The sequence below is a fragment of the Paenibacillus monticola genome (assembly GCF_009664975.1).
Classification (GTDB): domain Bacteria; phylum Bacillota; class Bacilli; order Paenibacillales; family Paenibacillaceae; genus Paenibacillus_AQ; species Paenibacillus_AQ monticola.
This window is the reverse complement of record NZ_WJXB01000005.1, coordinates 266,465-289,950: the sequence shown is the minus strand read 5'-3', so window position 1 is coordinate 289,950 and position 23,486 is coordinate 266,465. Positions and strand designations below refer to the sequence as shown.

Genomic DNA, 23,486 nt, shown 5'->3' with positions numbered 1-23,486 from the left:
TTTTGCTACCGATTAGGAATGAGTCGCAAGTTTCAATATTCGCAGGGTAGGCAAATTATTGTAAGAGTAAAGAGGGGGAGTTAAATGGCTTCCGTCAGAAAGATTGAAAAGCACCAGGCAAGGACGGCCTATCTGTTCATTACCCCAACAGTGCTGCTGTTTGCGGTGTTCACGGTAATTCCCGTGGTGATGGCTTTATATTTAAGTTTCACGAATTACGATGTGCTTAGCAGAAATGATTGGATCGGTTTTGATAATTACCGCCGTTTGATTGAGGATGATCTGCTGTGGAAAACGTTCCGGAACGTATTTTTATATGCCGTTATTTTTGTGCCGCTTAACATTCTTATCTCGCTGCTTCTGGCGATATTGCTGAGCCGGTCATGGCGCGGGGTCAAGCTGTTCCGCACGCTGAATTATCTGCCTACGCTTACCTCAGCCGTAGCTGCGGCAACTGTATGGATCTGGCTGTTGCACCCGGAATTCGGCCTGGTTAACGGGCTGTTGTCCTATATCGGAATTACAGGTCCTGCTTGGTTGTCCGAGACGAGAACAGCGATGCTGTCGATTATTATGCTTACGTTGTGGCAGACGGTCGGCTCCAATATGATTATCTATTTGGCGGGTCTGCAGGGCGTTCCGGATTATCTGTATGAATCGGCGCGGCTTGATGGCGCGGGGAAGCTAGCTTGCTTCCGCTTTATTACATGGCCGCAGCTCCGGCCAACAACCTTTCTGGTCAGCACGATGTCGATCATCGGCGCGCTGCAGCTGTTTGATCAGGCTTTTGTACTCACGCAGGGTGGTCCGGCCAATATGACCAAAACACCGGTCTACCTGATCTATCAGCAGGGGTTTAATCAGCTGCAGATGGGTTATGCGTCCGCACAGGCCTTCGTTCTTGCTGTAGCGATACTCGTCTTCTCGTTGCTTAATATGCGGATCAGTAAATCGGAAGAGTCGATTGTCTAGAGCGGTTTGCCATGGAGAAGGAGGATCACAGGAATGAATACATCCGGAAATTCCGCATTGAAGCGGGGGCTGGGTAAAGCAATCTATTATATCGTATGTACCGTCATTGCGGCCGCGATGTTTCTACCGTTTTACTGGAGTGTACTTACGTCCTTGAAGCCGGATGAGGACATCTTCGCGATGCCGATCAAGTGGTTTCCAAGTCATCTGACCTTCGAACATTACCGCAAAGCCTTTACTACGGTTCCATTCGCTTTGTTTTTCTGGAACTCATTAGTGCTTGCCGTATCCGGTGTGCTGGCGAATTTATTCTTCGGCTCGCTCAGCGGCTATGCTTTTGCGAAGCTGAAATTTAAGCTGAATAAACCCATTTTCCGTATTCTGCTGGCAGCGATGATGATTCCCGGCATCGTGACGATGATTCCGACAGTCTTTGTCATGCGGCATATTCCGCTGGCAGGAGGCAATGATCTTCTGGGAAGCGGCGGAAATGGGCTGATGAACTCCTTCTGGGGTATTATTCTGCCGGGAGCTTCCGGGACCTTTGCCGTGTTCTTTATGCGCCAGTTTTTCCTGACGTTGCCCAGCGACATGATGGAAATGGCCCGGATCGAGGGCTGTGGGGAATTCAAGATTTTCTGGCGCATCTATCTGCCGCTGACGAAGCCTGCGCTTGCAACGCTGAGTATCTTCACCTTTCAGGCAGGCTGGAACAGCTTTTTGTGGCCGATGATTGTGCTTAATGATCCCGACAAGGCCACCATTCAGATGGGACTGCAAGCCTTCTCTTATAATTTCCAGACCGATTACGGGCCGATGATGGCCGGTGCTCTGGTGGCGATCCTGCCCATTCTAGTGCTGTTCCTGGCATTGCAGCGTTATTTTGTACAGGGAATAGCGTTCAGCGGTATCAAAGGATAAGGAATTCTAGACCAACAGAATAATTAGAGACTAGGGAGAGAAAACATATGAACCCATTGAAGTTTGGTGATTGGGAGGAACGGGCAGATCAGGCGCAGGAAGCGCTGGATACTTTATTTTGGAATGAATCGATCGGTATGTACAACATTGAGACCCCATGCCCAAACGGGGAGAGCGACACGATTTTTCATTATTGGTGGATGGCGCATGCTGTAGATGTGCTGGTGGATGGTCTACAGCGGACGGGTGATAAGCGGTATACGGAGCGGCTGGCAGCCTTGCATGAAGGTCTTCGAAAGCGTAATGGCGGGAGTTGGCCTAACGAGCTATATGACGATATGGAATGGATGGCTCTGGCCTGGCTTCGTGCATATCAAGCAACAGGACAGGAAACGTATAAAGAAACGGCAATTATTCTCTGGAAGGATATTCAGACCGGCTGGAATGGGCATATGGGCGGCGGCATCGCTTGGCAAAAGTCACAGCTGGATTATAAGAACACACCGGCTAATGCTCCGGCTGTCATTCTGGCAGCGCGCCTGTATCAAGCGTTCGGGGATGTTAAGGACCTAGAATGGGCACAGACCATTTATACTTGGGAAAAAGAGCATCTGGTAGACATTGAGACGGGTTTTGTATGGGATGGGATGAACCGTACAGGCGATGGTTCAATCGACAAAGAGTGGAAATACACCTATAACCAAGGGGTGTTTATCGGCGCGGCTGTAGAGCTCTATCGAATCACTAATGATCCTGCCTATCTGGACGATGCCCGTCGAACCTTGGCTGCGGCTATACAGGAGCTTGTTGATACCGACTTTGGGTTGCTGCCGGACGAGGGGAATGGAGATGCTGGACTTTTTAAAGGCATTCTGGTCCGCTATACGGCTGAGCTGGCGAAAGCAGATCCTGCGGCGGATGGGGCAGTCAGTGTGCTTCAGACGAATGCCAAGATTCTATGGGAAAAAGGGAAATCCGCAGATAAGACGTTGTTTGGAACAGATTGGAGTTCTACTCCTGTAGGAGTCATCTCACTTAGCTCACAGCTCAGCGGCATCATGCTGCTGGAGATGAGGGTTGGGCTGACTAATAACTGGAAGGAGCGAGCCGAGTGGTTCCAGCAATGCCTGCAGCATAACTATTTCAATGAAGAGACTGGCATCATGAACCAGTGGTATCCCCGGGATTACAACAAGAAAGACGATAATTTTTATTATTGGTGGCAGGCTCATGTTATTGATATTCTGGTCGATGCCTATGAACGGACGCATAATTCTGTCTACGCCCTTAGAATTCAGGATCTCAGCCGAAGTCTTCGGTTATATAACGGTGGAACGTTCTCTCATAATTACTATGACGATATGGAATGGACCGCACTTGCGTTATTGCGTGCTTATCAGGTTACAGGCAATGAACAATATAAACATGATGTGCTTGAGTTGTGGTCTGATATCAAGACAGCTTGGAACGATCATTTCGGTGGCGGAATGGCGTGGAAGAAGGATCAGATCGATTATAAAAACACTCCGGCCAACGCTCCAGCAGTCATACTAGCTGCCCGCTTGTACGAAATATTACAGGAAGAGGAATATTTAAAATGGGCGATCCGCATTTACGAGTGGAATAAAGCCCATCTGGTTGATCCAGTCACTGGCTTTGTCTGGGACGGAATGAACAGGCTTGGCGATGGCCGGATTGATTACGACTGGGAATTCACTTACTGTCAGGGAGTATTTCTGGGTGCTGGCCTGGAATTGTACCGAAACACAGGGGACAGTAAGTACGCGGAGGACGCAACTAGGACCGCTGAAGCCTGTATGAATCGGCTGTGTGATCCCGTTACACGGATGCTTCCTGATGAGGGCATTGACGACACCGGTTTGTTCAAAGGCATTCTGATCCGCTACTTCTTGCAGCTGTACCGGGAATTTCCGCAGAATACAGAGATCCGTGAGGTAATCCTGCTCAATGCCGGGCAGTTATGGGAGAAAGGCCTGAACAAAGAGCTGGGTTTGTGCAGTCCGTCGTGGGAGAAGGTGCCAGTGTTGCCCACACAGTTGAGCGTCCAGCTCAGTGGGCTTATGCTGCTGGAGGGTGCAGCCGCCCTTCAAAAAATGACGGAATAAGCAGGGAAGAGCAACGGAAATAGTAAAAAGGGGCTGTCTCAAAAGTAGATTTTCTACGAGCAGAGACAGGCCACCTTCAATCTCAAAAGCATAAAAGTCAACAGAGCAGCACACCTCCTGTTATTGGAGGAGTGCTGCTCTATGTTTTTGGTCTATGGCTGCTCGCTTCAGTAAATTGTGGGCAAGCGAAAGCCACCCGACCTCAAGCGTCACTTTTTCCATGCCGCGAAGCAGAAAGCGCCGGAAGCCCCGGTTATTTTTCAGTTGTCCAAATACACTTTCCGGTTCCGTCATTCGGCGTACGGCCAGAGCGTAACCTTCCTCACTTCGCAAGATCTCACGAGCCTGCTTTTGATAACGCAGTCGTTCTAAACTAACAACCACTTCCCGATCTCCGGCTGCCTTCGTGCAGCGTTCCTTCAGCGGACAGCCCTCGCAGCTCTGACTTCGGTAATGACGTTTGTGAATTTCATATCCACTCTGTGAGATTTCCTTGCTTTCTCTGCGGAAATGCAGCACTTTCCCGGCGGGGCACGTCCAGTTATCCTCGGCTGCATCGTATGTCCAGTTCTCGATTTTACCAACATTCGCTTTCCAGGCTTTGCTCTTTTCCTTGTGGTAGCTGCCGTATTTCACCACCGCCTGAATCTCTTTCTTTTCCAGGTAGGCGTAGTTTTCTTCGCTGCCGTAGCCTGCATCCGCAATGACTGTCTTTGGCAGTTTTCCGAGGATCTGCTTCGCTTTTTCCATATGCGGCTCTAAACAGCGGGTGTCGGTCAGTCTTTGGTGTAAACTGTAGGCTAAAATAAATTGGTTTTCGGTCCCGATTTGCACATTGTATCCCGGTTTCAGCTGGCCATTTCGCATGTGGTCTTCTTTCATCCGCATAAACGTTGCATCTGGATCTGTCTTACTGAAACTGTTCCGGTCACCAAGGAGCTTTTGGTATTGTTCGTACTTCAGCAGTCGCGGAAGCCAATCCTTGCGCAGCGTCCGAACAGCCTTTTTTAAGGGCCTATCTTTCGGTTTTTGAGCCAGCTGAGCTTCGAGCTTTTGCACCACCTGTTCAAGTTTCACGCTGCTCACTTCGGAATCTGTGCCGAGTTCAGCCAGGTCTTTGCCTGAATTCTCTTGTTCTTCCTGTTCTTCTGCCGTTTCAATGTCAGCGAACAGGGCCTGCACCTTATCTTGCAGTTTGACTTTGTGTTTACTGACGGCTTTCCCCCAAACAAACGTGTAGCGATTGGCGTTCGCCTCGATTTTGGTTCCGTCCACAAAGTAATGCTCCAGGGAAACGTATTTTTCGTCAGCCAGAAATTGAAGCACGGCGGTAAATACGGTTTGAAGGACGTCTTTCATCCGCTGGGAACGAAAACGGTTGATCGTGCGGAAGTCTGGACGTTGCCGTCCGGCCAGCCACATGAAGGGAATGTTTTCGCGTACCGCTTTGGCGATTTGTCGAGAGGAGTAGATGCGCTGAGTGTAGGCGTAGATGATGATTTTGGTGAGCATTTTGGGGTGGTAGCTGTCGCGGCCACCGCCGGGATAGGCAGCGTCAAAGATGGCGTCATCCAGCCGGTTAACGGCGGTATTGACGACACGAACGAGATGATTTTCTGGAATGTCGTCCTCTAAATCCATTGGCAAGCAAAGTTGGTCCATGGTATATTGAATGTACAAAAGAAACCTCTCCTTGATTTAAAATGGTTGGTCGCACTTCCATTTTACCAAAGAAAGGTTTCTTTTTTTATGATTTTTAGAAGGACTGTAGATACGAGTCCCGCTTAAACAGCGGAGAGGACGGAACGATTGTGGAAAAGCGATAGCGTTCGCCTTGGTCTCCGGATTTTCACCGCTAAGGGGAATGAAAAAAATCTGGAGACCACAGCGATTGAAACAACGGTCCGTTCGCGGAGCGTCCTCACAAGCGCAACGTCTATCTGACTCCAAAAAAAGAGCTGTCCCAAGCAGCCATTTCATGGCTTATGGGACAGCCTGTATTTGTTTAGCTGAGCTGAATGTTTATGCCCTGGATATTCTTCTTAGAAAATCCGGTGCTTCCAGCCGTTTAATTTGGCAACAGCTTCGACGTAATAGTAATCTCCATAAATGACCGACACATCTATGAAGGAGGTACCGCTGCCTGTTGCATGCAGCAGAATAGCTTCATGCTCCGGCTGATCCCAGGTAGCATAGTTCTCGGTCAGTGAACGCAGAATGCGCTCTGCTGCGCAAGCATACAGATTTTGTTCTCCCAGAGGTACGATATCGGCAAGCTCAAGTAGACCCGATGCAGCTATCGCGGCCGCCGAGCTGTCTCTGAACATCCGTTCATCATCCTCAAGCCGAAAATCCCAATAGGGAACTTGATCCTCAGGCAGGGCAGAAATGAAATAATGGGCAATCCGTTTGGCCGTATTCAGGAAACGTTCATCCCCTGTATGACGGTAGGTGTTGATGAAGCCATATAAGCCCCAAGCCGTTCCACGGCTCCACGACGATTCAGGAGAGTAGCCCTGACCCCCAAAGTTCTCGATGTATGCTCCTGTTTCAGCATCGAAGGAGAGGATATGCTTGGTTGAGCCATCTTCACGGATTCCATACTGCATAGCCGTTTCAGCATGGCTGGTGGCAATATGCTTATAGCGGGGATCACCTGTTACTTTACTAGCCCAGAACAGCAGAGAGATGTTTAACATACAGTCAATGATGACCCAGCCGTATTTATCTTCATTCCAGGCTCGAATGAACTTGCCAACAGGATTATAACGGGCAGCCAAGAAGTTGGCAGCTTCAATTCCTCTACGCAGTGCATCCTCATCACCAGTGAGGGTGTGTTTGATAACGGCGGTCGGGAGAAACTGAAAGCCTACATCATGATGCAGCTCAACCGTGGGCTTAACAAACCATTCCTCTAAAGTACCATCCCAGTGCCAAGCCGCCTCTTTGTAGGAATCTTTTCCGGTCATGTCATGCATAATCCAGAGGATACCCGGCCAGAATCCGGTTGTCCACCAGTCGGAGCCGATATCGTCAAATTTGCCGTCTTCACCGGCGAAATGGGGACATTTATCACCGATTTGCTCTATCATGCGTTCAACCTTCGTATCAAGCTTGCTCATCATTTCCTGCCAATACGGTAAATTCATTATTGCTGCCTCCAGTATTTTAGATTGTGTCATGAGTATAGCCCGCAAATGGCTGTGGAAGTTGTAATTTTATATTAGAAAATATTCTAATATTGTCATGATGCTGATAATAACAATATAGCAACATTTCTTCATAACACATTGAAACTTTGTTCCATAAGTAAGCGATATAATGAGGACGAAATACAGGAACTGATACTAAGATGTATGAAAAAGTGGACAAATAGAGCGTTACGTAACTAGGAGGAATGTTTGAAAATGACTCATATTATTTACGCTGGAGCCAAAGATAAGGCCAAGACATTGGTTCCTTATTGGAGCCACTGTGTGGGTGCAGGCCGTGCTCACGAGGGGCTGCGGGTGAACTGGCTGGAGCAGTTGAAACGGGCGGTTAAGGAATGTGGTTTCAAGTATATCCGCTTTCACGGACTGCTGCATGATGAAATGTTTATCTGCAAGAAACGGGATGGAAAAATGGTATTTAACTGGCAGTATGTAGATGAACTGTTTGACCGTCTGCTCCACATCGGCATCCGTCCGTTTGTAGAATTTGGCTTTATGCCTAAGGAGCTTGCTTCAGCAAAAGATACACAGTTCTGGTGGAAGGGGAACGTTACACCACCTGCCGATTATAGCGAGTGGAATTTGTTGATCCGCAGCATCACTCAGCATTGGATCGATCGTTACGGACTTGAAGAAGTTCGTAACTGGTATTTTGAAGTATGGAATGAACCCAATCTCTCTGCTTTCTGGAAAGGGACCAAAAGTGAATACTTCCGGCTCTACAAAGAGACCGTCATAACTCTTAAAGCGCTTGATGCAGGACTTCGGGTCGGAGGTCCGGCAACTAGCAATTTTGTGCCAGATGAGCGTTTTGAGGGGGATAAGGAGGATCCTTCCAAGCACAGAACCTTTCAGGACAGCAATATTGACCATGCGAAATGGCGTCCGGTGTGGGTTCGAGACTTTCTGATTTATTGTCAGACGGAAGGTCTTCCAGTGGATTTCGTTTCCACCCACCCTTATCCTACAGATTTTGCCCTGGACGGCTATGGGAAGACGCGGGGATTCAGTCGTTCAGTTGATTCTACTCGCAATGACTTAAAGTTACTTAAAGAGATTGTAGCTGCAAGTGCTTATCCTACTGCTGAAATTCATTTGACAGAATGGAGCTCCAGCCCTTCACCACGTGATCACAGTCACGATCATCTACCAGCAGCTGCTTTTGTCGTCAAAACAAATCTGGACGCCTCCGGTTTGGCGGACTCACTCTCATATTGGGTCTTTACCGATGTATTCGAAGAATCGGGTGCTGGAGATAGCATCTTCCATGGCGGATTCGGGATGATTAATTTTCAGGGAATAGCCAAACCGACCTACCATGCCTATCGTTTCTTAAATGCACTGGGCGAAGAAGAGCTATGCCGCAGTGAAGCAGGAATTGTTACGCGGCATGCGGTGAACGGAAGAATTACAGCGCTTCTCTATCGATATGATGAGGAGGTTACTCCGACAGCCGTACCGCTTACTGGTAGCTTGAAAGACGCACTGAAAATTCAACAAAAAGGGACATCGCTGGCGTTCACTCTTGAGATTCGTGATTTGCCACCCTATGCGGTGTTCGATCAGGAGATAGTTGACTCTAATCATGGTTATGCGGTGCCTTTATGGGAGGAGCAAGGAACGCCGGAGCCTCCGACACGCGAACAACTGCAAAGTCTTAGGGCTCGTGCAAATAATACTTCCAGTGGAGAATGCCAAGCCGATGCACAGGGCACTCTCAAGCTTCAGCTGGAACTGCCTTCGTGGGGAATTGTACTAGTTAATCAGCAAGGGAGAGAATAGCCTTATGAGTTATTTACAAGTATATGAAACCTTCAAAGGTGTACCGGAACGAGAGGATTTTAAGGTCAGGGTACGCCAGACTGGAGGAGAGTGGCAACCACTGTTTATCTATGAAGTTAAGGTAGACATGCATGAGGTTCGTCCTGCATCTGTGGTTTCTTTTGATCTGGAGGGTGCTGCTGAGGTGGAAATTACATGCCTGTACACAGAAGTCAAAAGCGTAAATATCGCTCCGGCCTCACGGAACATTGCCTTCGTACAGAGCGGACAGACCTTTAGCTTTAGTCTAAGCGGTCCGCAAAAGCTCTCGATTGAAATCAATGGGGATCTCTTTAGAAATCTGCATCTCTTCGCTAATCCACGTGAGGTGGAACCACCGCTGCCGGGTGAGTCTAATGTAGTTCTAGTGCAACCGGGCATTCACCGCATAGCAGATTTATTGCGGTTGCTGAATACTCCAGCATTGAGCACAGGTGTTAAACCAGAGGTGCTGTATTTCACTTCAGGCGCACACTATATAGAAGAAACAGTACTGCCGATTCCCTCAGGAACAACGGTTTATCTTGCGGGAGGTTCAGTGTTGGTGGGCTCTTTGGTCTGCGAAGGTGTTCAGGATGTCAACATCCGTGGGCGCGGAGTGATTTATCTGGCCGCCTTTCACCGTTACTCGGCCTTCCGTGGTGTACGAATTATATTCTCGCACAATGTAAGTGTAGAGGGGATTATGGTTATCGATCCGCCACATTATAGTATTTTTATTGGACAGTCAGAGAAGATAGAGATTACTAATTTCAAATCGTTCAGCACGCGGGGCTGGTCGGACGGCATCGATATCATGTCCAGTTCTGATATTATGATCCGGGATGTCTTTATGCGCAATTCAGATGATTGCATCGCTATATACGGTTCACGGTGGGATTTCTATGGGGATAGCCGCAATATTAACGTACGCGATTCCATTCTCTGGGCAGATGTTGCTCATCCGCTGATGATCGGCACACATGGTGAACATCAGCGCAATGGGGATGTTATTGAAAATATCATATTTGAGAACATCGATATTCTGGAGCATCACGAGCCACAGGAGAATTATTGGGGGGCATTGGCAATCAACGCTGGCGACCGTAATACAGTGCGCAATGTCCTCTACAATAATATCCGGGTGGAGCGGATCGCGATGGGGCAGCTGTTCGATCTACGCGTCATCCGCAACAAGGATTATAATCCTGAACCAGGGACATTGATCGAGAATATTACCTTTCGTGATGTCCAGTTTAACGGGAACAACGTCAATCCCTCAAGAATTTACGGATTTGACGATGAGAGAGTAGTTAAGGGTGTAACCTTTATCAATTTGAAGATCAATGGGGAGCTGCTGGCAGCGCCACGGTCGGAGTGGATAGAGATCAATTCCTACACAGAGGAGATAAAGTTTGTTGTTGAATAATCGCTCGCTAATTACTTTTTCTGTATTTTAGCGGAGTCGTCCCGAGCACTCTTTTGAATAGCTGATTGAAGTAGGAGGCATTCGGAAAACCAACAGCAATGCCAATCTGCTCCACAGGCAGGTCTGTTGTTCCCAGTAGACGGCAGGCCTGTTTAATTCGTCGTGCAGTCAGGTAGTCAACAAGCCGGCCGCCTGTTTCCTGATGGAATATCCGTGAGACATAGGACTTGGACAAATGGGTTTCCTCAGCCAGCTGCTCCAGATTAACCTCCTCGTGGTAATTCTCCTCGATCCAGCTCATGATTTTCTCGGAATAACGGAGGGCCCGTAGTTCACCTGAATGGAGTAGGGCTTGGTCTCCGGTGCCTATGCTGCTTAATAGTTGCAATAGAAACACGGTGATGTTCTCTGTATCTTCTTCTGTACTGCGACTGCACTGCTCATAATTCTCGTATATCCACTCCACAATATCCCTACGGTCCTGAAGATCGAATGCACTGGGGGTCTCCTGACCCTGCCATAATGCTGTGAATAGAGTTTTGCGTTTGGCAAAGCCTTGCAGGAGATTCTCGGCAATATGGGGATCGATATAAAAGATAGAACGTTCAAAAGGAGAATCGGGAGAAACATCTGAATAAATCCGGTGCAGCTGATAAGGCTGGAAAAAAAACAGCATGCCTGCGCGGATATCATACATTTGTTGATTGACGACCACGTTTCCTTGTCCAGCGTGCACATACATAATTTCACAGCATTGATGCCAGTGATAGTAGCCTTTGTAATAGTCGTCCGTATAAATTTTGTAATCCAATATTAAAGTTTGGTGATCCACGAATAAGACAGGTTCAAATAGCTGCTTCATAGCTCCTCCATCATGACAAAATATAAACATTTTCTTATATCTTAGTATAACTTCATTCTCAATGTAAGCGATACAATAAAATCAAAATAATCTGTTCAAAAATTTAGGAGGAATTTATCATGGCTCAAATGATAGTTAATCCGGTGCTGACCGGCTTTCATCCCGATCCGTCTTTTATACGCGTAGGTGATGACTATTATATTGCTACATCAACCTTTGAATGGTTTCCAGGCGTAGAAATCCATCATTCCCGAGATTTGGTGCATTGGCATTCTCTTTCACGTGTGCTCACCGAGTCTGTACAGGTTGACCTGCGTGGTAACGGAAGCTCAGGTTCGATTTGGGCGCCAGCACTTTCCTTTGATCATGGCATTTATTATTTGCTGTTTACTGACGTGAAATCCCGGAAAAGTGTATACAAGGATCTACATAACTATTTGATTACGGCGACTGATATTATGGGGCCGTGGAGTGAACCCGTAAGGCTGAATGGCAGCGGATTTGATCCGTTCCTATTCCACGACAGTGACGGCAGAAAATGGCTGCTGAACATGCGCTGGGATTTCCGCAAGAATCATAGCAGCTTCTCCGGCATTATTATGCAGGAATACGATTCGGAGGCAGGTCAACTGACCGGGCCTATTCATGAAATATATAAAGGAACGCCTATAGGCGTAACGGAAGGCCCACAGTTGTATAAGCGTGACGGCTATTATTATTTGCTGGCAGCTGAAGGCGGCACCGGAGTGAATCATATGGTCACGTTGGCGAGAAGCCGCTGCTTAACCGGACCTTATGAAACGGACCCTAACTATCCTATTATGACAACGGCTCATGATCTGACTTTTCCATTTCAGCAAGCAGGTCACGGATCACTCGTAGAGACGCAGTCTGGTGAATGGTACATGGCTCATTTGTGTACACGTCCGATTCCGGGAACGGCAACGATGAATCCGTTGGGGCGTGAGACAGCGATTCAACGCTGCGAATGGACAGAAGACGGCTGGCTGCGTCTGGCACATGGCGGTAAGTTGCCTGCGCTCAAGACACAGGCGCCGGACCTGCCGGAGTGTCCTTTTCCTGTGCTGCCCGATCGAGATGATTTTGAGGCCACAGAGCTGGGTTATCCGTATCAGAGCTTGCGCGTTCCCTTTGCGGAATCGTGGGTGAGCCTGAGCGAGCGCCCGGGATTCTTGCGGCTTAGAGGGAGAGAGTCACTAGCTTCGTTGTTTGATCAGAGTCTGGTGGGCAGGCCGATCCAGCATTTTGAATGCTCCATATCGACCTGTCTGGAATTCAAACCGGATAATTTCCTGCAAATGGCGGGGTTGGTGCTCTATTACGATGATAGCGATTATTATTATTTGCGTGTGACGGCTGACGAAATCAGAGGGACAAGTCTGGGTGTCGTACTGTGCAAAGGAGGCAAATATGATGAAATCTCCTCGATGCAAATTTCGGTCAAGGATTGGGCTCGTTACTATTTACGAGCGGAGATTTCCGGGCGTGAGCTAATATTCTACGCTTCCCCAGACGGCGAACAATGGACGGCTGTCTGTACACCGCTTGATTTCGGTACCCTTTCGGATGAATATGGCGGGAAGTTGGGTTTTACCGGCGCATATGCCGGCATTTGTGCTCAGGATATGGATCAACAGGCGAAACCGGCATATTTTGACTATTTTGAATATAAAAATATCACTATGGAGTAGCAATAAAGCCTGTTTTCACACCCATTTGGAAACCTGCATTTTCATAGAATTTTAATGTTCCTTCTTCTTTTGAACCTGTCAGCAGCATTACCTTATAGCAATTATGCTCCCATGCAATATCTAGTGATTTTCTTAACAGTTTGGTTCCATAACCTTTTCTTTGGAAATCAGGATGAGCTACAACATTTTCTATTATCCCGTATGGACGGGCGTTTCTGGTTAAATTTGGAATGAGGATTAACACACATGAGGCCACCAATCGCCCCTCTACATCGACTACCAAGTAATGCAAATTCTTGTCATTGTATATTTGCTCCCACAGTGATTGTATCTCCAATAGGTTAAGTTCAGGATCTTCTTCATGTAAGTATTTATATAACTCTAGTAGTTTATGTACTTCATCTTGTTGGATAGATCTAATAACAGCGTTTTTGTTCAACGTTAGTTCACCCCTTAGTTTTCTTGTATTATATACTGAGCCAAAAAGTAAAGCCTCACAAGCGCGGTACAAAAGCTTGTGAGGCTTTATTTTTCCATATGGTTTGTATGTTAGACTACAAGGCTCGATTAAACTTTTCCACAAGAAGTTCAATAACAGGCTCCATTTTAGAGTCGTCGAGCATCGGCAGTTTTTCAGCTTTGAACAATTGTATTTTTTTGAATTGGTAGTAATCATGGAGTACCTGTCTGATGGAGATTTGGTTATATAGCAAATATTTAGCATTGATAATTTCCCGCAGCAAAAGATCGTCTTGAAGCAGCATGAAATTCTCGTTAATCGGATTGAAGATGCCTTTGGTTATTCCATCCCTATAAAACGCCAGGGTCTGCTGTTCGCGCTTAGTTAAAGCGGCTTTTAATAGATCGTACAAATCCGGATAAGCTGTCTGAAGGTCTTTCAGAAATACATCCGTAATGTGCCCGACGAGCGACACGGTCTGCCCAAACCATTGCTGAAACCAAGTTCCAAACGATGTCTCGTCTTCCTCCGGGGCCCGTTCCTCCAACGTCTCTATATAATTCACAAAAACTTGGACTACGCCCTCAATCACTTCCTCTTTGGAAGAAAAGTGTTTATACATGGTGGCTCTACTTACATCCATATGTTTGGCGATGTCATCCATTCTCAGTTGCTGAAAGCCATTCTTCATCATAGAGGCAATCAATTTTTTCAGCAGCTTGCTTCGGCTTCTATCATGCTGATCCTCTGTATGTGTGCTCATTCCGTTCCTCCTACAAGCTTTATTTCTTAATATTATACATGAAAAGTATGATGTATATACAAAATACAAATAAGACAAAATAGACAAAAAAGATTATAAATGTATACATAATATTTTATTTGTGATATTGTTTGGATGTTGAAAGGCTTCCATCTGCAAGATGAATCAACGGAAAGAAGGGTTAACATGAACATCAGCACCGGGATATCGTTATCGGGAATCAAGGACAAGGTCGTTGTAATCACAGGTGCAAGCAGCGGAATTGGCGAGGCGACTGCGCTCATGCTTGCTGAGCGCGGTGCGAAAGTCGTACTTGGAGCACGAGGATTGGATCGCCTTAAGAATCTGGCGGATCGCATCACGGATACGGGTGGTGAAGTCGCTTATGCACGCACCGACGTGAGGCAGCGCGACGACGTATCTGACCTCGTCCAATTGGCATGTGAGCGGTATGGCAAGCTTGACGTTCTCGTCAGCAATGCTGGCGTTATGCCGATTTCCCCCCTTGACGATCTGCGCGTGGAAGATTGGGAAGCGATGATTGACGTCAACATTAAAGGTGTTCTGTACGGTATCGCGGCAGCCCTGCCTGTCTTCCGCAAGCAGGAGTTTGGGCATTTCGTCAACATCGCTTCAACAGCTGCTTTTCGCATTTTACCGAACATGTCGGTTTATGCTGGCACGAAATTCGCTGTGCGTGCGATCTCCGAGGGGCTGCGCCAGGAGGCTGGCGATAAGCTGCGTGTGACGATCGTATCCCCTGGCATGACGCGGACGAACTTCGCGGAATCAATGACAAATCCGGATGTGAAAGCGAAGCTTGAAGAGTCACGGGACTCTTTCGCGATGTCACCTGATGCGATCGCCCGCGCTATTGTGTTCGCGATCGAGCAGCCAGCCGATATTGATGTGGGTGAAATCGTTGTTCGTCCCACTGCGCAAGGGTAGTAATAACCTTTCTATGAACTTAATCTATTGAAGCCAGCAGACTAATAAACCAGCGACAGACTAGGACACTATTTTCACGTCCCAGTCTCTCACTGGTTTATTTGAGATAGGATACTCGAAAAAACATTGTGAAAAGAAGAACTTCCGTAAATGTCGAAATGAGGTTGACGAATGAAAGTTACAGTCGTATGATGAGTGTTATAAAGTTTGCGAGTAATAAATTGTAAGCATATAAATATTTCTTAACAACGGGAGGAATGAAAGTGGAATCATCAACTTTTGTGCTGTTTGGCGCTACCGGAGATTTGGCGAAACGAAAAATATATCCGGCTTTGTATAATCTGTACGTTGATCAAAAAATTTCCACTCCCTTCTCAGTAATCGGTCTCGGCAGACGTGAGATTTCAAAAGATGCTTTTCAGGCACAAGTGCTGAATTCCTTGCAGACCTTTTCTAGACGGCCAATAGCTGATTCCGCAGAATTGCAGGAATTCTTACAGGCCTTTGAATATAGCGTTCTTGATGTAGGGCGACCAGAGGATTATAAGAAGTTGTTACAGCATGTCCGTCAACGGGAACAACAGCTTCATTTACAGGAGAATAGAATGTTCTACTTATCCGTCGGTCCTGAATATTTTGAAGAAATAGCCTCCAATATTAATTCAAGCGGCCTCGGTTCGACCAAGGGCTGGAAACGTCTGATTATCGAGAAGCCCTTTGGAACAGATTTGAAATCGGCAAGAGTACTGAATGACAGCCTGAGCACTACTTTTAAGGAAGAAGAGATCTTCCGGATTGATCATTTCTTGGGGAAACCGATGGTGCAGAATCTTGAAGTGCTGAAGTATTCGAACCCCGTGCTCCGAGCTTTGTGGAAAAATCGCTATATTGCCAATGTCCAGATTACAGCCAGTGAGACGGTTGGAGTTGAAGAACGGGCGGGTTATTACGATAAGGCTGGTGCACTGCGTGATATGTTCCAGAACCATATGCTACAACTGTTGATGATGATCGCCATGCAGCTTCCCAAGGGAAGTACACCAGAAGAGATACGCAGTAAAAAGAGACATGTAATGGAGTCTTTGCGGCCCTTGATGAAGGAAGATTTGGCACAGCATGTTGTTCGCGGACAATATACCGCTGGTGAAATTCAAGGTAAATCAGTTGTTGGTTATACGGAAGAGCCCAATATTGCGCCTACCTCGCAGATTGAGACCTTTATTGCGGCCCGCTTATGGATTGAAGATCCCTTGTGGAGCGAAGTACCTTTTTACATTCGCACCGGTAAACGCATGAAAGAGAAATCTACACGGATTGTCATAGAATTCAAAGAGCCTTTTAATGATTACCATAACTTAAATAGAAGCACTCAGGACCCCAATCTGCTGATCATTGATATTGGACCTGACGAAGCGCTTACCTTGCAGCTCAATACCAAAGATCCTCTGCGGCATGGTGAACTGGAGCCTGTTCCGATTAAATATCAATCAGGCAACGCGGATATGCCTGAGGCTTACGAGAACCTGATCTATGATGCGCTGCGTGGGGATGCAACCTTTTTCGCTCATTGGCGAGAAGTGGAATTATCCTGGCAGTGGGTACAGCCGATTATTGATGCCATTGAAGAGGGTAATTTACCCTTACATCCTTATTCCTCCGGCACTTATGGTCCGGACGCAGCGATGGAGCTGCTGGGGAATGATCGCTGGTGGCAGGACGACGTTTCTGATTCAGTAGAGGATAATGTAATTCCATTACCAGCAAAAGAGCAACAATCTATACGGCCAGGGGCTTAAGCCCCTGGTTTTTTTTGAAAATATAAGAATTTATATGCTTCACGCAATAATTTATCCTTATATTTCTCGAAGAAACGGGTGCCGTCCATATATTAGGACGGCGAAGCCGTTTCATCTTGTAAAGATTATTCATCTTCATTTCTAACTGTACGAATGTAATATTCCGTTCACCCTTAGTTCAAAATAGTAGGGTAGAATGGAGTGATAACATGGGCGAACAATAGAAGCATGAGGTGAAGTTGGAATGACGGCAATTATGGTGGTGGATGATGAGGCGCATATCCGCGAGCTGGTGAGGCTTTTTCTGGAAGATGAAGGTATGGAGATTATAGAGAAAAGCAATGGCACGTCAGCCTGGGAATATTATGAGAATAATTCAGTGGATTTGATCATTATCGATATTATGATGCCCGGAATGGATGGCTGGGAGCTGTGCAGGAGACTCAGGGAGGCAGGGGATAAGCCCATACTGATGATTACGGCAAAAGGCGAGCCAGCCGATAAGATTAAAGGCTTTCGCTTAGGTACGGATGATTATCTGGTGAAGCCTTTTGATCCGATGGAAATGGTCATGCGGGTGAAAGCTCTGCTCAAACGTTACGGCATATCGACCTCGCACACGATCAGACTAGGTGGAGTTATTTTGGATAAGAAAAGCTATCAAGTACATTTTGCAGACTCCAGTGAATCAGTGGTCATTCCGCTAAAAGAGTTCGAGCTGCTCTGCCAGCTAGCTAGCAATCCCGGCCAAATTTTCACCCGGGACATGTTAATTCGCCAAATCTGGGGCTACGAATATGATGGCGATGAGCGGACTATAGATACACATATCAAACGGCTGCGGGAACGGTTTCAGAAATATAATGCTGATTTCAAAATTGTTACGCTGAGAGGAATGGGCTACCGGCTGGAGGTGCTTCATGATTAAATCGCTGTACTTCCGTGTGGTAGGCATCTTTTTGGGTGCCGTAATCATCAGTATTATTGCGGCCTCACTGTTGATTAACCGATTATATGTGGGGCAGATTCAGTCAGCGGTACAGGATAATATGATCTCAAGCGGCAAGATGATTATTCAGGCCTATGAGCAAGGAGACGACCATAATCTAGAATCTCTGATGAAGGGGATTTCATCTCTGCCGTTATACTCGGTTCGTATGTATGATAGCGAAGGAATACAGTTATATACCAGCGGGGAAGCACCGGACAAGCAAAATGTAAGGGACTCAGTCCATCTTCAGAGTGTGCTGCAGGGTGGCGTGTATCGCAGTAACCTGCATCAAGGAAATGGAGGCCTGACTGTCGGATTGCCTTTTTCCGTGAACGGTTCCTCCAGAGCCTTGTTTATCACCCCAGAATTAGGAGAACTATTTAGTATGATAGCTGGTTTCTTGAAGACCCAACTGCTGTTGATACTAGGTTTCGGTAGTGTACTCATTATCATCGCAGCCACCTATATCGTGCGACCTCTGCAGCAATTGACCCGCGCGACCCGAAGGATGTCGAAGGGGGACTTCAAAGTCAGCCTGCACACGAAGCGGAAGGATGAAATTGGCGAATTGACCCGCAGCTTTAATGTCATGGCTCAAGAGTTAGGAACGCTTGAGGCTATCCGCAAACAGTTTGTCTCGGATGTGTCCCATGAAATCCAGTCCCCATTAACTTCTATTAAAGGCTTTACGCAAGCACTGAAGCACAAGCAATTAGATGAACCCAGTCGGATGCGACTGCTGAATATTATTGAAGAGGAAAGTGATCGTCTATCCCGCCTCAGTGGAGATCTGCTGCAATTATCTACGCTAGAATATGAGCATCTTGAGCTAGAGTCGGATCGCTACTCTTTAGATGAACAGCTTCGCAAAATTGTGATTGCCTTTGAACCGCAATGGTCAGTCAAGCTCATTGATGTTGAGCTCGAACTACAGCCGCTAAACATCGTAGCCGATGAGGATAAGCTTAGCCAGATCTGGACTAACCTGATTAGTAACAGCATCAAATTCACCGGTTCAGGCGGGAGGATCACGATCACAGCTGCCGAAAAGGGGGACCAGCTCGTAGTTCAGATTGCCGATAATGGTGTTGGAGTGCCAGAAGAAGAGCTCAGCCATATTTTCAAGCCTTTTTATAAAATTGATAAATCAAGAGACCGGCTAGTAGGCGGCAGTGGAATCGGATTGTCAATCGTCAAAAGAATTGTTGATCTGCATCATGGTCAGATTGAAGTAAGCTCCAAGCCGGGCAAGGGAACAACCTTTACCGTATGGCTCCCCCTAATCTACACCAAGCTCGAATTGTAATCCTCAGTACACACTGAGGACAAATTCGGGCTTTATACTGTGCTCAGATAGAGGAGGGAGAAAGAGCTATGAGCTTTCTAAGTAAATTAAGTTTAAAAAATTCAGTAGCAGTCATTATTTTATTTGCCCTTATTCTAGGTTATGGTGCGTTCTCCGCCACACAGATTAAGCAGCAAACCTACCCGGACATTGAATTCCCAGCAGTATTTATTCAAGCGGTCGACCCTGGAGCTTCCACAGAGGAAATAGAAACGGGTATTACAAAGCCCATAGAGGACACCTTGAAGGCAATGACTGGATATGATTCTTTCACCAGTACAACGTCCGAGAACGCTGCCAGCATTTCAATTCAATATCCGTTTGGCTCTGATATGGATAAGCTCTCCGCAGATATCGAAGCGCTGCTGGCCAAGCTGAATTTGCCGGAGAATGCGAACGTAACCCTTCATCGTCTGTCAGCTGGAGCGTCGCCCATTTATCAAGCAGCTTTATTCTCAGACAACAACGATTCGCAGGCGCTCAGCAAGAAGCTGGAGGAGGAAATCGTTCCTTCCCTGCAAAAGCTGAATGGAGTCAGCTCGGTTACGCTGAAGGGTATTTCCAGCGATAAACTGCAAATTGTCGTTGATAAGGAAAAGGCCGCTAGTTTAGGCATTACATTAAGTGCGATTCAAAGTGCTTTACAGGGCTTGAATTATGCACTTCCGTTAGGATCAGTCAGTGAGAATGAAATCACCATTCCTATTCGCCTCTCTGGTTCTGTATCTACCCTGCAGCAGATTCAGGATTTAGCATTAGGCTCTACAGCAGCTATTAAACTCTCCGATTTGGCGACGATAACAACGGTTTCTACAGCTGATGAGATCACTCGCTTTAATGGTGAGCCAAGCTATATGCTGGAAGTTATCAAGAATCAGGACGCCAATACTGCTGATGTTGCGGATGCCGTGCAAAGTCAGCTGGATTCCTATAAAGGCGACAATTTGGATATCCATGTCATTATGAATCAGGGAGATGAGATTAAAGCGTCCGTATCCTCGCTCATTCGTGAAGGCCTATATGGAGCTTTATTCTGCATCATTATCATCTTCCTCTTCTTGCGCAATGTGCGTGCGACATTAATTTCAATTCTATCCTTACCGATTTCCATCTTTGCCACAATGGCTGTGATGAATCAGCTGGGCTATACCCTGAATATTATGACGCTGGGCGGAATCGCTGTCTCGATTGGGCGTATTGTCGATGACAGTATCGTCGTCATCGAGAATATTTACAGATGGCGCCAGGAAAAAGGAAATACCCTTAAGGGCAAGGAATTAGCTTATCGGGCAACGAAGGAAGTTATTAGTCCGGTCTTTTCCTCGACCTTAGCCACGGTTGTTGTATTTGCTCCGTTGGCTTTTGTCAGCGGCATTATCGGCGAGTTCTTCCGCCCCTTCTCTTTAGCTGTGGTTATTTCCATTGTGACCAGTCTGCTGGTGGCAGTGATGCTTATTCCGGTACTTGGGGCCGCGTTCTTTAATAACGTTAAGCCGCACAAGAAGGAAAGTAAACTCACGGGATATTACGCACGGATTATTCATGTGTCCCTGAAGCGCAAATGGCTCGTTATAAGCCTAGCTCTTGTGCTGCTTGTCGGCTCACTTAGTACCATTCCGCTAATTGGTGTGGCTTTCCTACCGGCTGACTCCTTGCCGACAGCTTCGATTAATTTGACACTGCCAGCAGGAAGCGGGCTAGAGCAGAGCAATAAGGTTAGCCAGGAAGTGGAGAAATATATAAGCAAGCTTGAAGGTGTGAACAATTACCAGGTCTCCATTGGGGGTTCTGCCGATAATCCTTTTAGATCCTCGGGTGGAGGAAACCAAGCATCGGTTACAGTGCAATTTGCCGATGGAACAGACATGGACGGGATCATTGATAAAGCGAAAGCTACGCTCCCAGCCCTTGTAGAAGCGAGTGTATCTGGGACTACAGTGGCTGTCAAAGAAGGAGAACAGCAGGGCTTGCCATCAGGCAATAATATTGATGTTAGTCTGTATTCAGATAATATAGATGATCTCTCGAAGGCTTCTAAACAGGTGGAAGCCTTGATGAAACAAAGTGTTGATCTAAAAGATGTTACCAATAATATGAATGAAGTAACGCCCAAATGGGAATTGACGCTGAATCAGAAGGGGATCGACGAGAAGATTAGCCCGTTCGTTCTTATGCAGGCCGTTACCGAACAGCTAAAGCCGGTTAACGCGGGTACTTTCACGCTGGACAATCAGACAAGAGCAATTGTGTTATCTTATCAGCAAAAGATTACTTCTCTGGAAGAACTGAAAGGAATTCAACTGCCAACAGCTGGTGGAATGAGAACGCTGAGTGAAGTGGCAGATGTGACGGTTGAGGATGCGCTAGTAACCGTTAATCATAGCGAAGGCAAGACGTATGCCCAGGTTAGTGGTACCGTCAAGGGTGAAGATACTGCTGCAGTGACGAAAGCTGTCAAAGCGGACATTGGCAGTCTTACTTTGCCGAAGGATGTAGAGATTAATTATGGCGGTGGATTAGCCATGATAACAGAGGGCTTTACGAATCTGGGAATTGCTATGGCCGTGGCTGTGGGTCTCGTATTTCTGGTTATGAGCTTCACCTTCGGTGGTGTAGTTACACCGCTGATTATCTTATCTTCACTGGTGTTCATCCCAGTGGGTTCACTGGGAGCACTATTGATAACAGGGCAAGCCTTATCCATGAGCTCGATGATCGGCATGCTGATGCTGGTGGGTATCGTCGTAACCAACGCAGTGGTACTGCTAGATCGCGTTGAGAAGAACCGCAAATCAGGACAACCCATTACTGAAGCTATTGTGGAAGCCAGCACCACCCGTCTCAGACCTATCCTGATGACTGCACTTGCGACAATGCTGGCTTTGTTGCCACTGGCCTTGTCAGGCTCCTCAACAAGCTTGATCTCTGGAGGTTTAGCAGTCACAGTAATCGGTGGTCTGTTCTCTTCAACACTACTGACTCTTATTGTTGTACCGGTACTATACGAACTGGTATGGAAGAAGCGGAAAGTGAAGGTTAAGGAGAATTTTTAAAATGCGTAACGGAATTCGCGACAGACTTCTGTTCCTGTATAAATTTCTGCGCTCACCCCGGCAATTCGGCAGTATGACTCCAAGTTCACGATGGTTGGCTCGAGCGATAATCTCTCCGTTACCGTGGAATGAGCTGTTTAATATTGCCGAGCTGGGAGCAGGTACGGGAGCCATCACCAAATATTTGAAAGCTGTGACTACGAAGCGGACGAACGTCATTCTTTTTGAGAAGGACTCTGATCTTCGCCGTCAATTACATCTTCGCTTTCCAGGCTACAGGCTCTATAAAGATTGCTTGCGGCTGCGGCTTGCGTTGCACAACAGCAACCTTGAGAAGCTGGATTGTATTGTTAGCAGTTTATCTTTTCGTAATTTCTCTATGGTCGGCCGTGTCCAGTTTATGGAGCAGATTACGGCCTCCTTGAAGGAGGAGGGCTTGTTCATAGCCTTTGAGTATTTCTTCCCTCGGATGAAGAGAGAGTTGCAGCAGCATTTCGATATCTTGAGCATCCAGTACGTGCCACTGAATTTCCCGCCCGCCATAGTTTATATTTGCCGGAAGAAGACTGCAGCTAATGCCAAACAGCAGACTGGAAGATCACTATCGCTTGTCCCTGCAAATAATCTGGTCTTCCTCGAAAGATAATCGGATTATGAGATGCTCGTGGTGAGTAACAGCTTAAGGTAATCTTTATATAGTCTTCATGCTGGCTTAAGCTAGGAGGATTATAGTAAACACATACCCCCCTTATAATATATGTTGACCCTGCCGGATGTTGGCGGGGTTATTTTTTTGTTGTTATCTGGCTCAAAACCTAAATTAACGGTTGACCGCTTGTGAATCAAGCTCCTACGGGTTCGTAGGTCAATCGGTCAATCCATTTATTTTGTGAATATTGAAAAGGATCTTGTGTTTAATATGTATGATGAGAGAAACCTATTTATATAAAGCACAACGTTTGGCTCGTAGATTATTGGAGAGAGTACTTTAAAAGCATTTTTGACGAATGACGAATAGAAGTTTCATCGCTCATTGTCTTTGGGAAATGAACATTTTATTCGGGTTTGATGATGAAAGGGATTTTGATAAAGTATG

Annotated in this window: 18 protein-coding genes; 13 read left to right on the top strand and 5 right to left on the bottom strand. The window is 46.7% G+C overall.

The genetic code is table 11. The features are described 5' to 3' along the window. The first annotated feature begins 84 nt into the window (after window positions 1-84). From GJB61_RS16840 to GJB61_RS16830, 3 genes are read left to right on the top strand one after another with little or no spacing between them, the layout of a single operon-like run. A complete protein-coding gene (locus GJB61_RS16840; protein ID WP_154119953.1) occupies window positions 85-972 on the top strand; it encodes a carbohydrate ABC transporter permease in 888 nt (295 codons plus the stop codon). A gap of 33 nt (window positions 973-1,005) precedes the next feature. Then, window positions 1,006-1,893, top strand: coding sequence for a carbohydrate ABC transporter permease (locus tag GJB61_RS16835; RefSeq protein ID WP_154119951.1), 888 nt, complete (start codon window positions 1,006-1,008; stop codon window positions 1,891-1,893). 47 nt (window positions 1,894-1,940) lie between these two features. Continuing rightward, entirely contained in the window at window positions 1,941-4,019 is a 2,079-nt protein-coding gene (locus GJB61_RS16830; RefSeq protein WP_154119949.1) for a glycoside hydrolase family 76 protein, read from the top strand. A 120-nt stretch (window positions 4,020-4,139) separates the two neighbouring features. Here the strand turns inward: GJB61_RS16830 and GJB61_RS16825 are convergent, their stop codons facing one another. Both GJB61_RS16825 and GJB61_RS16820 read right to left on the bottom strand, forming a co-directional pair. Then, a complete protein-coding gene (locus tag GJB61_RS16825; protein ID WP_154119947.1) occupies window positions 4,140-5,699 on the bottom strand; it encodes an IS1182 family transposase in 1,560 nt (519 codons plus the stop codon). 362 nt (window positions 5,700-6,061) lie between these two features. Then, entirely contained in the window at window positions 6,062-7,168 is a 1,107-nt protein-coding gene (locus GJB61_RS16820; protein ID WP_154119945.1) for a glycoside hydrolase family 88 protein, read from the bottom strand. A gap of 258 nt (window positions 7,169-7,426) precedes the next feature. On the opposite strand from GJB61_RS16820, the gene GJB61_RS16815 reads away from it, so the two are divergent. Together GJB61_RS16815 and GJB61_RS16810 are read left to right on the top strand one after the other, a co-directional pair. Then, a complete protein-coding gene (locus tag GJB61_RS16815) occupies window positions 7,427-9,013 on the top strand; it encodes a GH39 family glycosyl hydrolase (RefSeq protein WP_154119943.1) in 1,587 nt (528 codons plus the stop codon). 4 nt (window positions 9,014-9,017) lie between these two features. After that, on the top strand, window positions 9,018-10,460 hold the full coding sequence (locus GJB61_RS16810) for a glycosyl hydrolase family 28 protein (RefSeq protein WP_154119941.1): 1,443 nt from the start codon (window positions 9,018-9,020) through the stop codon (window positions 10,458-10,460). A gap of 7 nt (window positions 10,461-10,467) precedes the next feature. Here GJB61_RS16810 and GJB61_RS16805 read toward each other — a convergent pair whose 3' ends face one another. Next, window positions 10,468-11,322, bottom strand: a complete 855-nt coding sequence (locus GJB61_RS16805) for an AraC family transcriptional regulator (RefSeq protein WP_195724363.1) — start codon at window positions 11,320-11,322, stop codon at window positions 10,468-10,470. Window positions 11,323-11,441: 119 nt separating this feature from the next. Between GJB61_RS16805 and GJB61_RS16800 the strand changes: the two genes are divergently transcribed. Then, window positions 11,442-13,034, top strand: coding sequence for a glycoside hydrolase family 43 protein (locus tag GJB61_RS16800; RefSeq protein WP_154119938.1), 1,593 nt, complete (start codon window positions 11,442-11,444; stop codon window positions 13,032-13,034). Here the strand turns inward: GJB61_RS16800 and GJB61_RS16795 are convergent. Together GJB61_RS16795 and GJB61_RS16790 are read right to left on the bottom strand one after the other, a co-directional pair. Continuing rightward, a complete protein-coding gene (locus GJB61_RS16795) occupies window positions 13,024-13,473 on the bottom strand; it encodes a GNAT family N-acetyltransferase (RefSeq protein ID WP_195724366.1) in 450 nt (149 codons plus the stop codon). The two genes, GJB61_RS16800 and GJB61_RS16795, sit on opposite strands and share 11 nt — an antisense overlap. Before the next feature lie 115 nt (window positions 13,474-13,588). After that, window positions 13,589-14,257: a TetR/AcrR family transcriptional regulator gene (locus GJB61_RS16790; RefSeq protein ID WP_154119934.1), complete on the bottom strand. Its 669-nt coding sequence runs from the start codon at window positions 14,255-14,257 to the stop codon at window positions 13,589-13,591. A gap of 186 nt (window positions 14,258-14,443) precedes the next feature. On the opposite strand from GJB61_RS16790, the gene GJB61_RS16785 reads away from it, so the two are divergent. The 7 genes from GJB61_RS16785 (at window position 14,444) to GJB61_RS32590 (ending at window position 23,339) form a co-directional block, all read left to right on the top strand. Further along, a complete protein-coding gene (locus GJB61_RS16785) occupies window positions 14,444-15,205 on the top strand; it encodes an SDR family oxidoreductase (RefSeq protein WP_154119932.1) in 762 nt (253 codons plus the stop codon). Between the two features lie 263 nt (window positions 15,206-15,468). After that, window positions 15,469-17,001, top strand: coding sequence for a glucose-6-phosphate dehydrogenase (zwf, locus tag GJB61_RS16780; RefSeq protein ID WP_338115890.1), 1,533 nt, complete (start codon window positions 15,469-15,471; stop codon window positions 16,999-17,001). A 244-nt stretch (window positions 17,002-17,245) separates the two neighbouring features. Beyond that, entirely contained in the window at window positions 17,246-17,929 is a 684-nt protein-coding gene (locus GJB61_RS16775) for a response regulator transcription factor (RefSeq protein WP_154119929.1), read from the top strand. Further along, a complete protein-coding gene (locus tag GJB61_RS16770; RefSeq protein ID WP_154119927.1) occupies window positions 17,922-19,298 on the top strand; it encodes a sensor histidine kinase in 1,377 nt (458 codons plus the stop codon). Before GJB61_RS16775 ends, GJB61_RS16770 begins: the two co-directional genes overlap by 8 nt. Window positions 19,299-19,366: 68 nt before the next feature. After that, on the top strand, window positions 19,367-22,390 hold the full coding sequence (locus GJB61_RS16765; protein WP_154119925.1) for an efflux RND transporter permease subunit: 3,024 nt from the start codon (window positions 19,367-19,369) through the stop codon (window positions 22,388-22,390). Window position 22,391: 1 nt separating this feature from the next. Continuing rightward, window positions 22,392-23,036, top strand: a complete 645-nt coding sequence (locus GJB61_RS16760) for a class I SAM-dependent methyltransferase (protein ID WP_195724362.1) — start codon at window positions 22,392-22,394, stop codon at window positions 23,034-23,036. A gap of 195 nt (window positions 23,037-23,231) precedes the next feature. Continuing rightward, window positions 23,232-23,339, top strand: coding sequence for a DUF3885 domain-containing protein (locus GJB61_RS32590; protein WP_420819754.1), 108 nt, complete (start codon window positions 23,232-23,234; stop codon window positions 23,337-23,339). The last annotated feature ends 147 nt before the right edge of the window (window positions 23,340-23,486 follow it).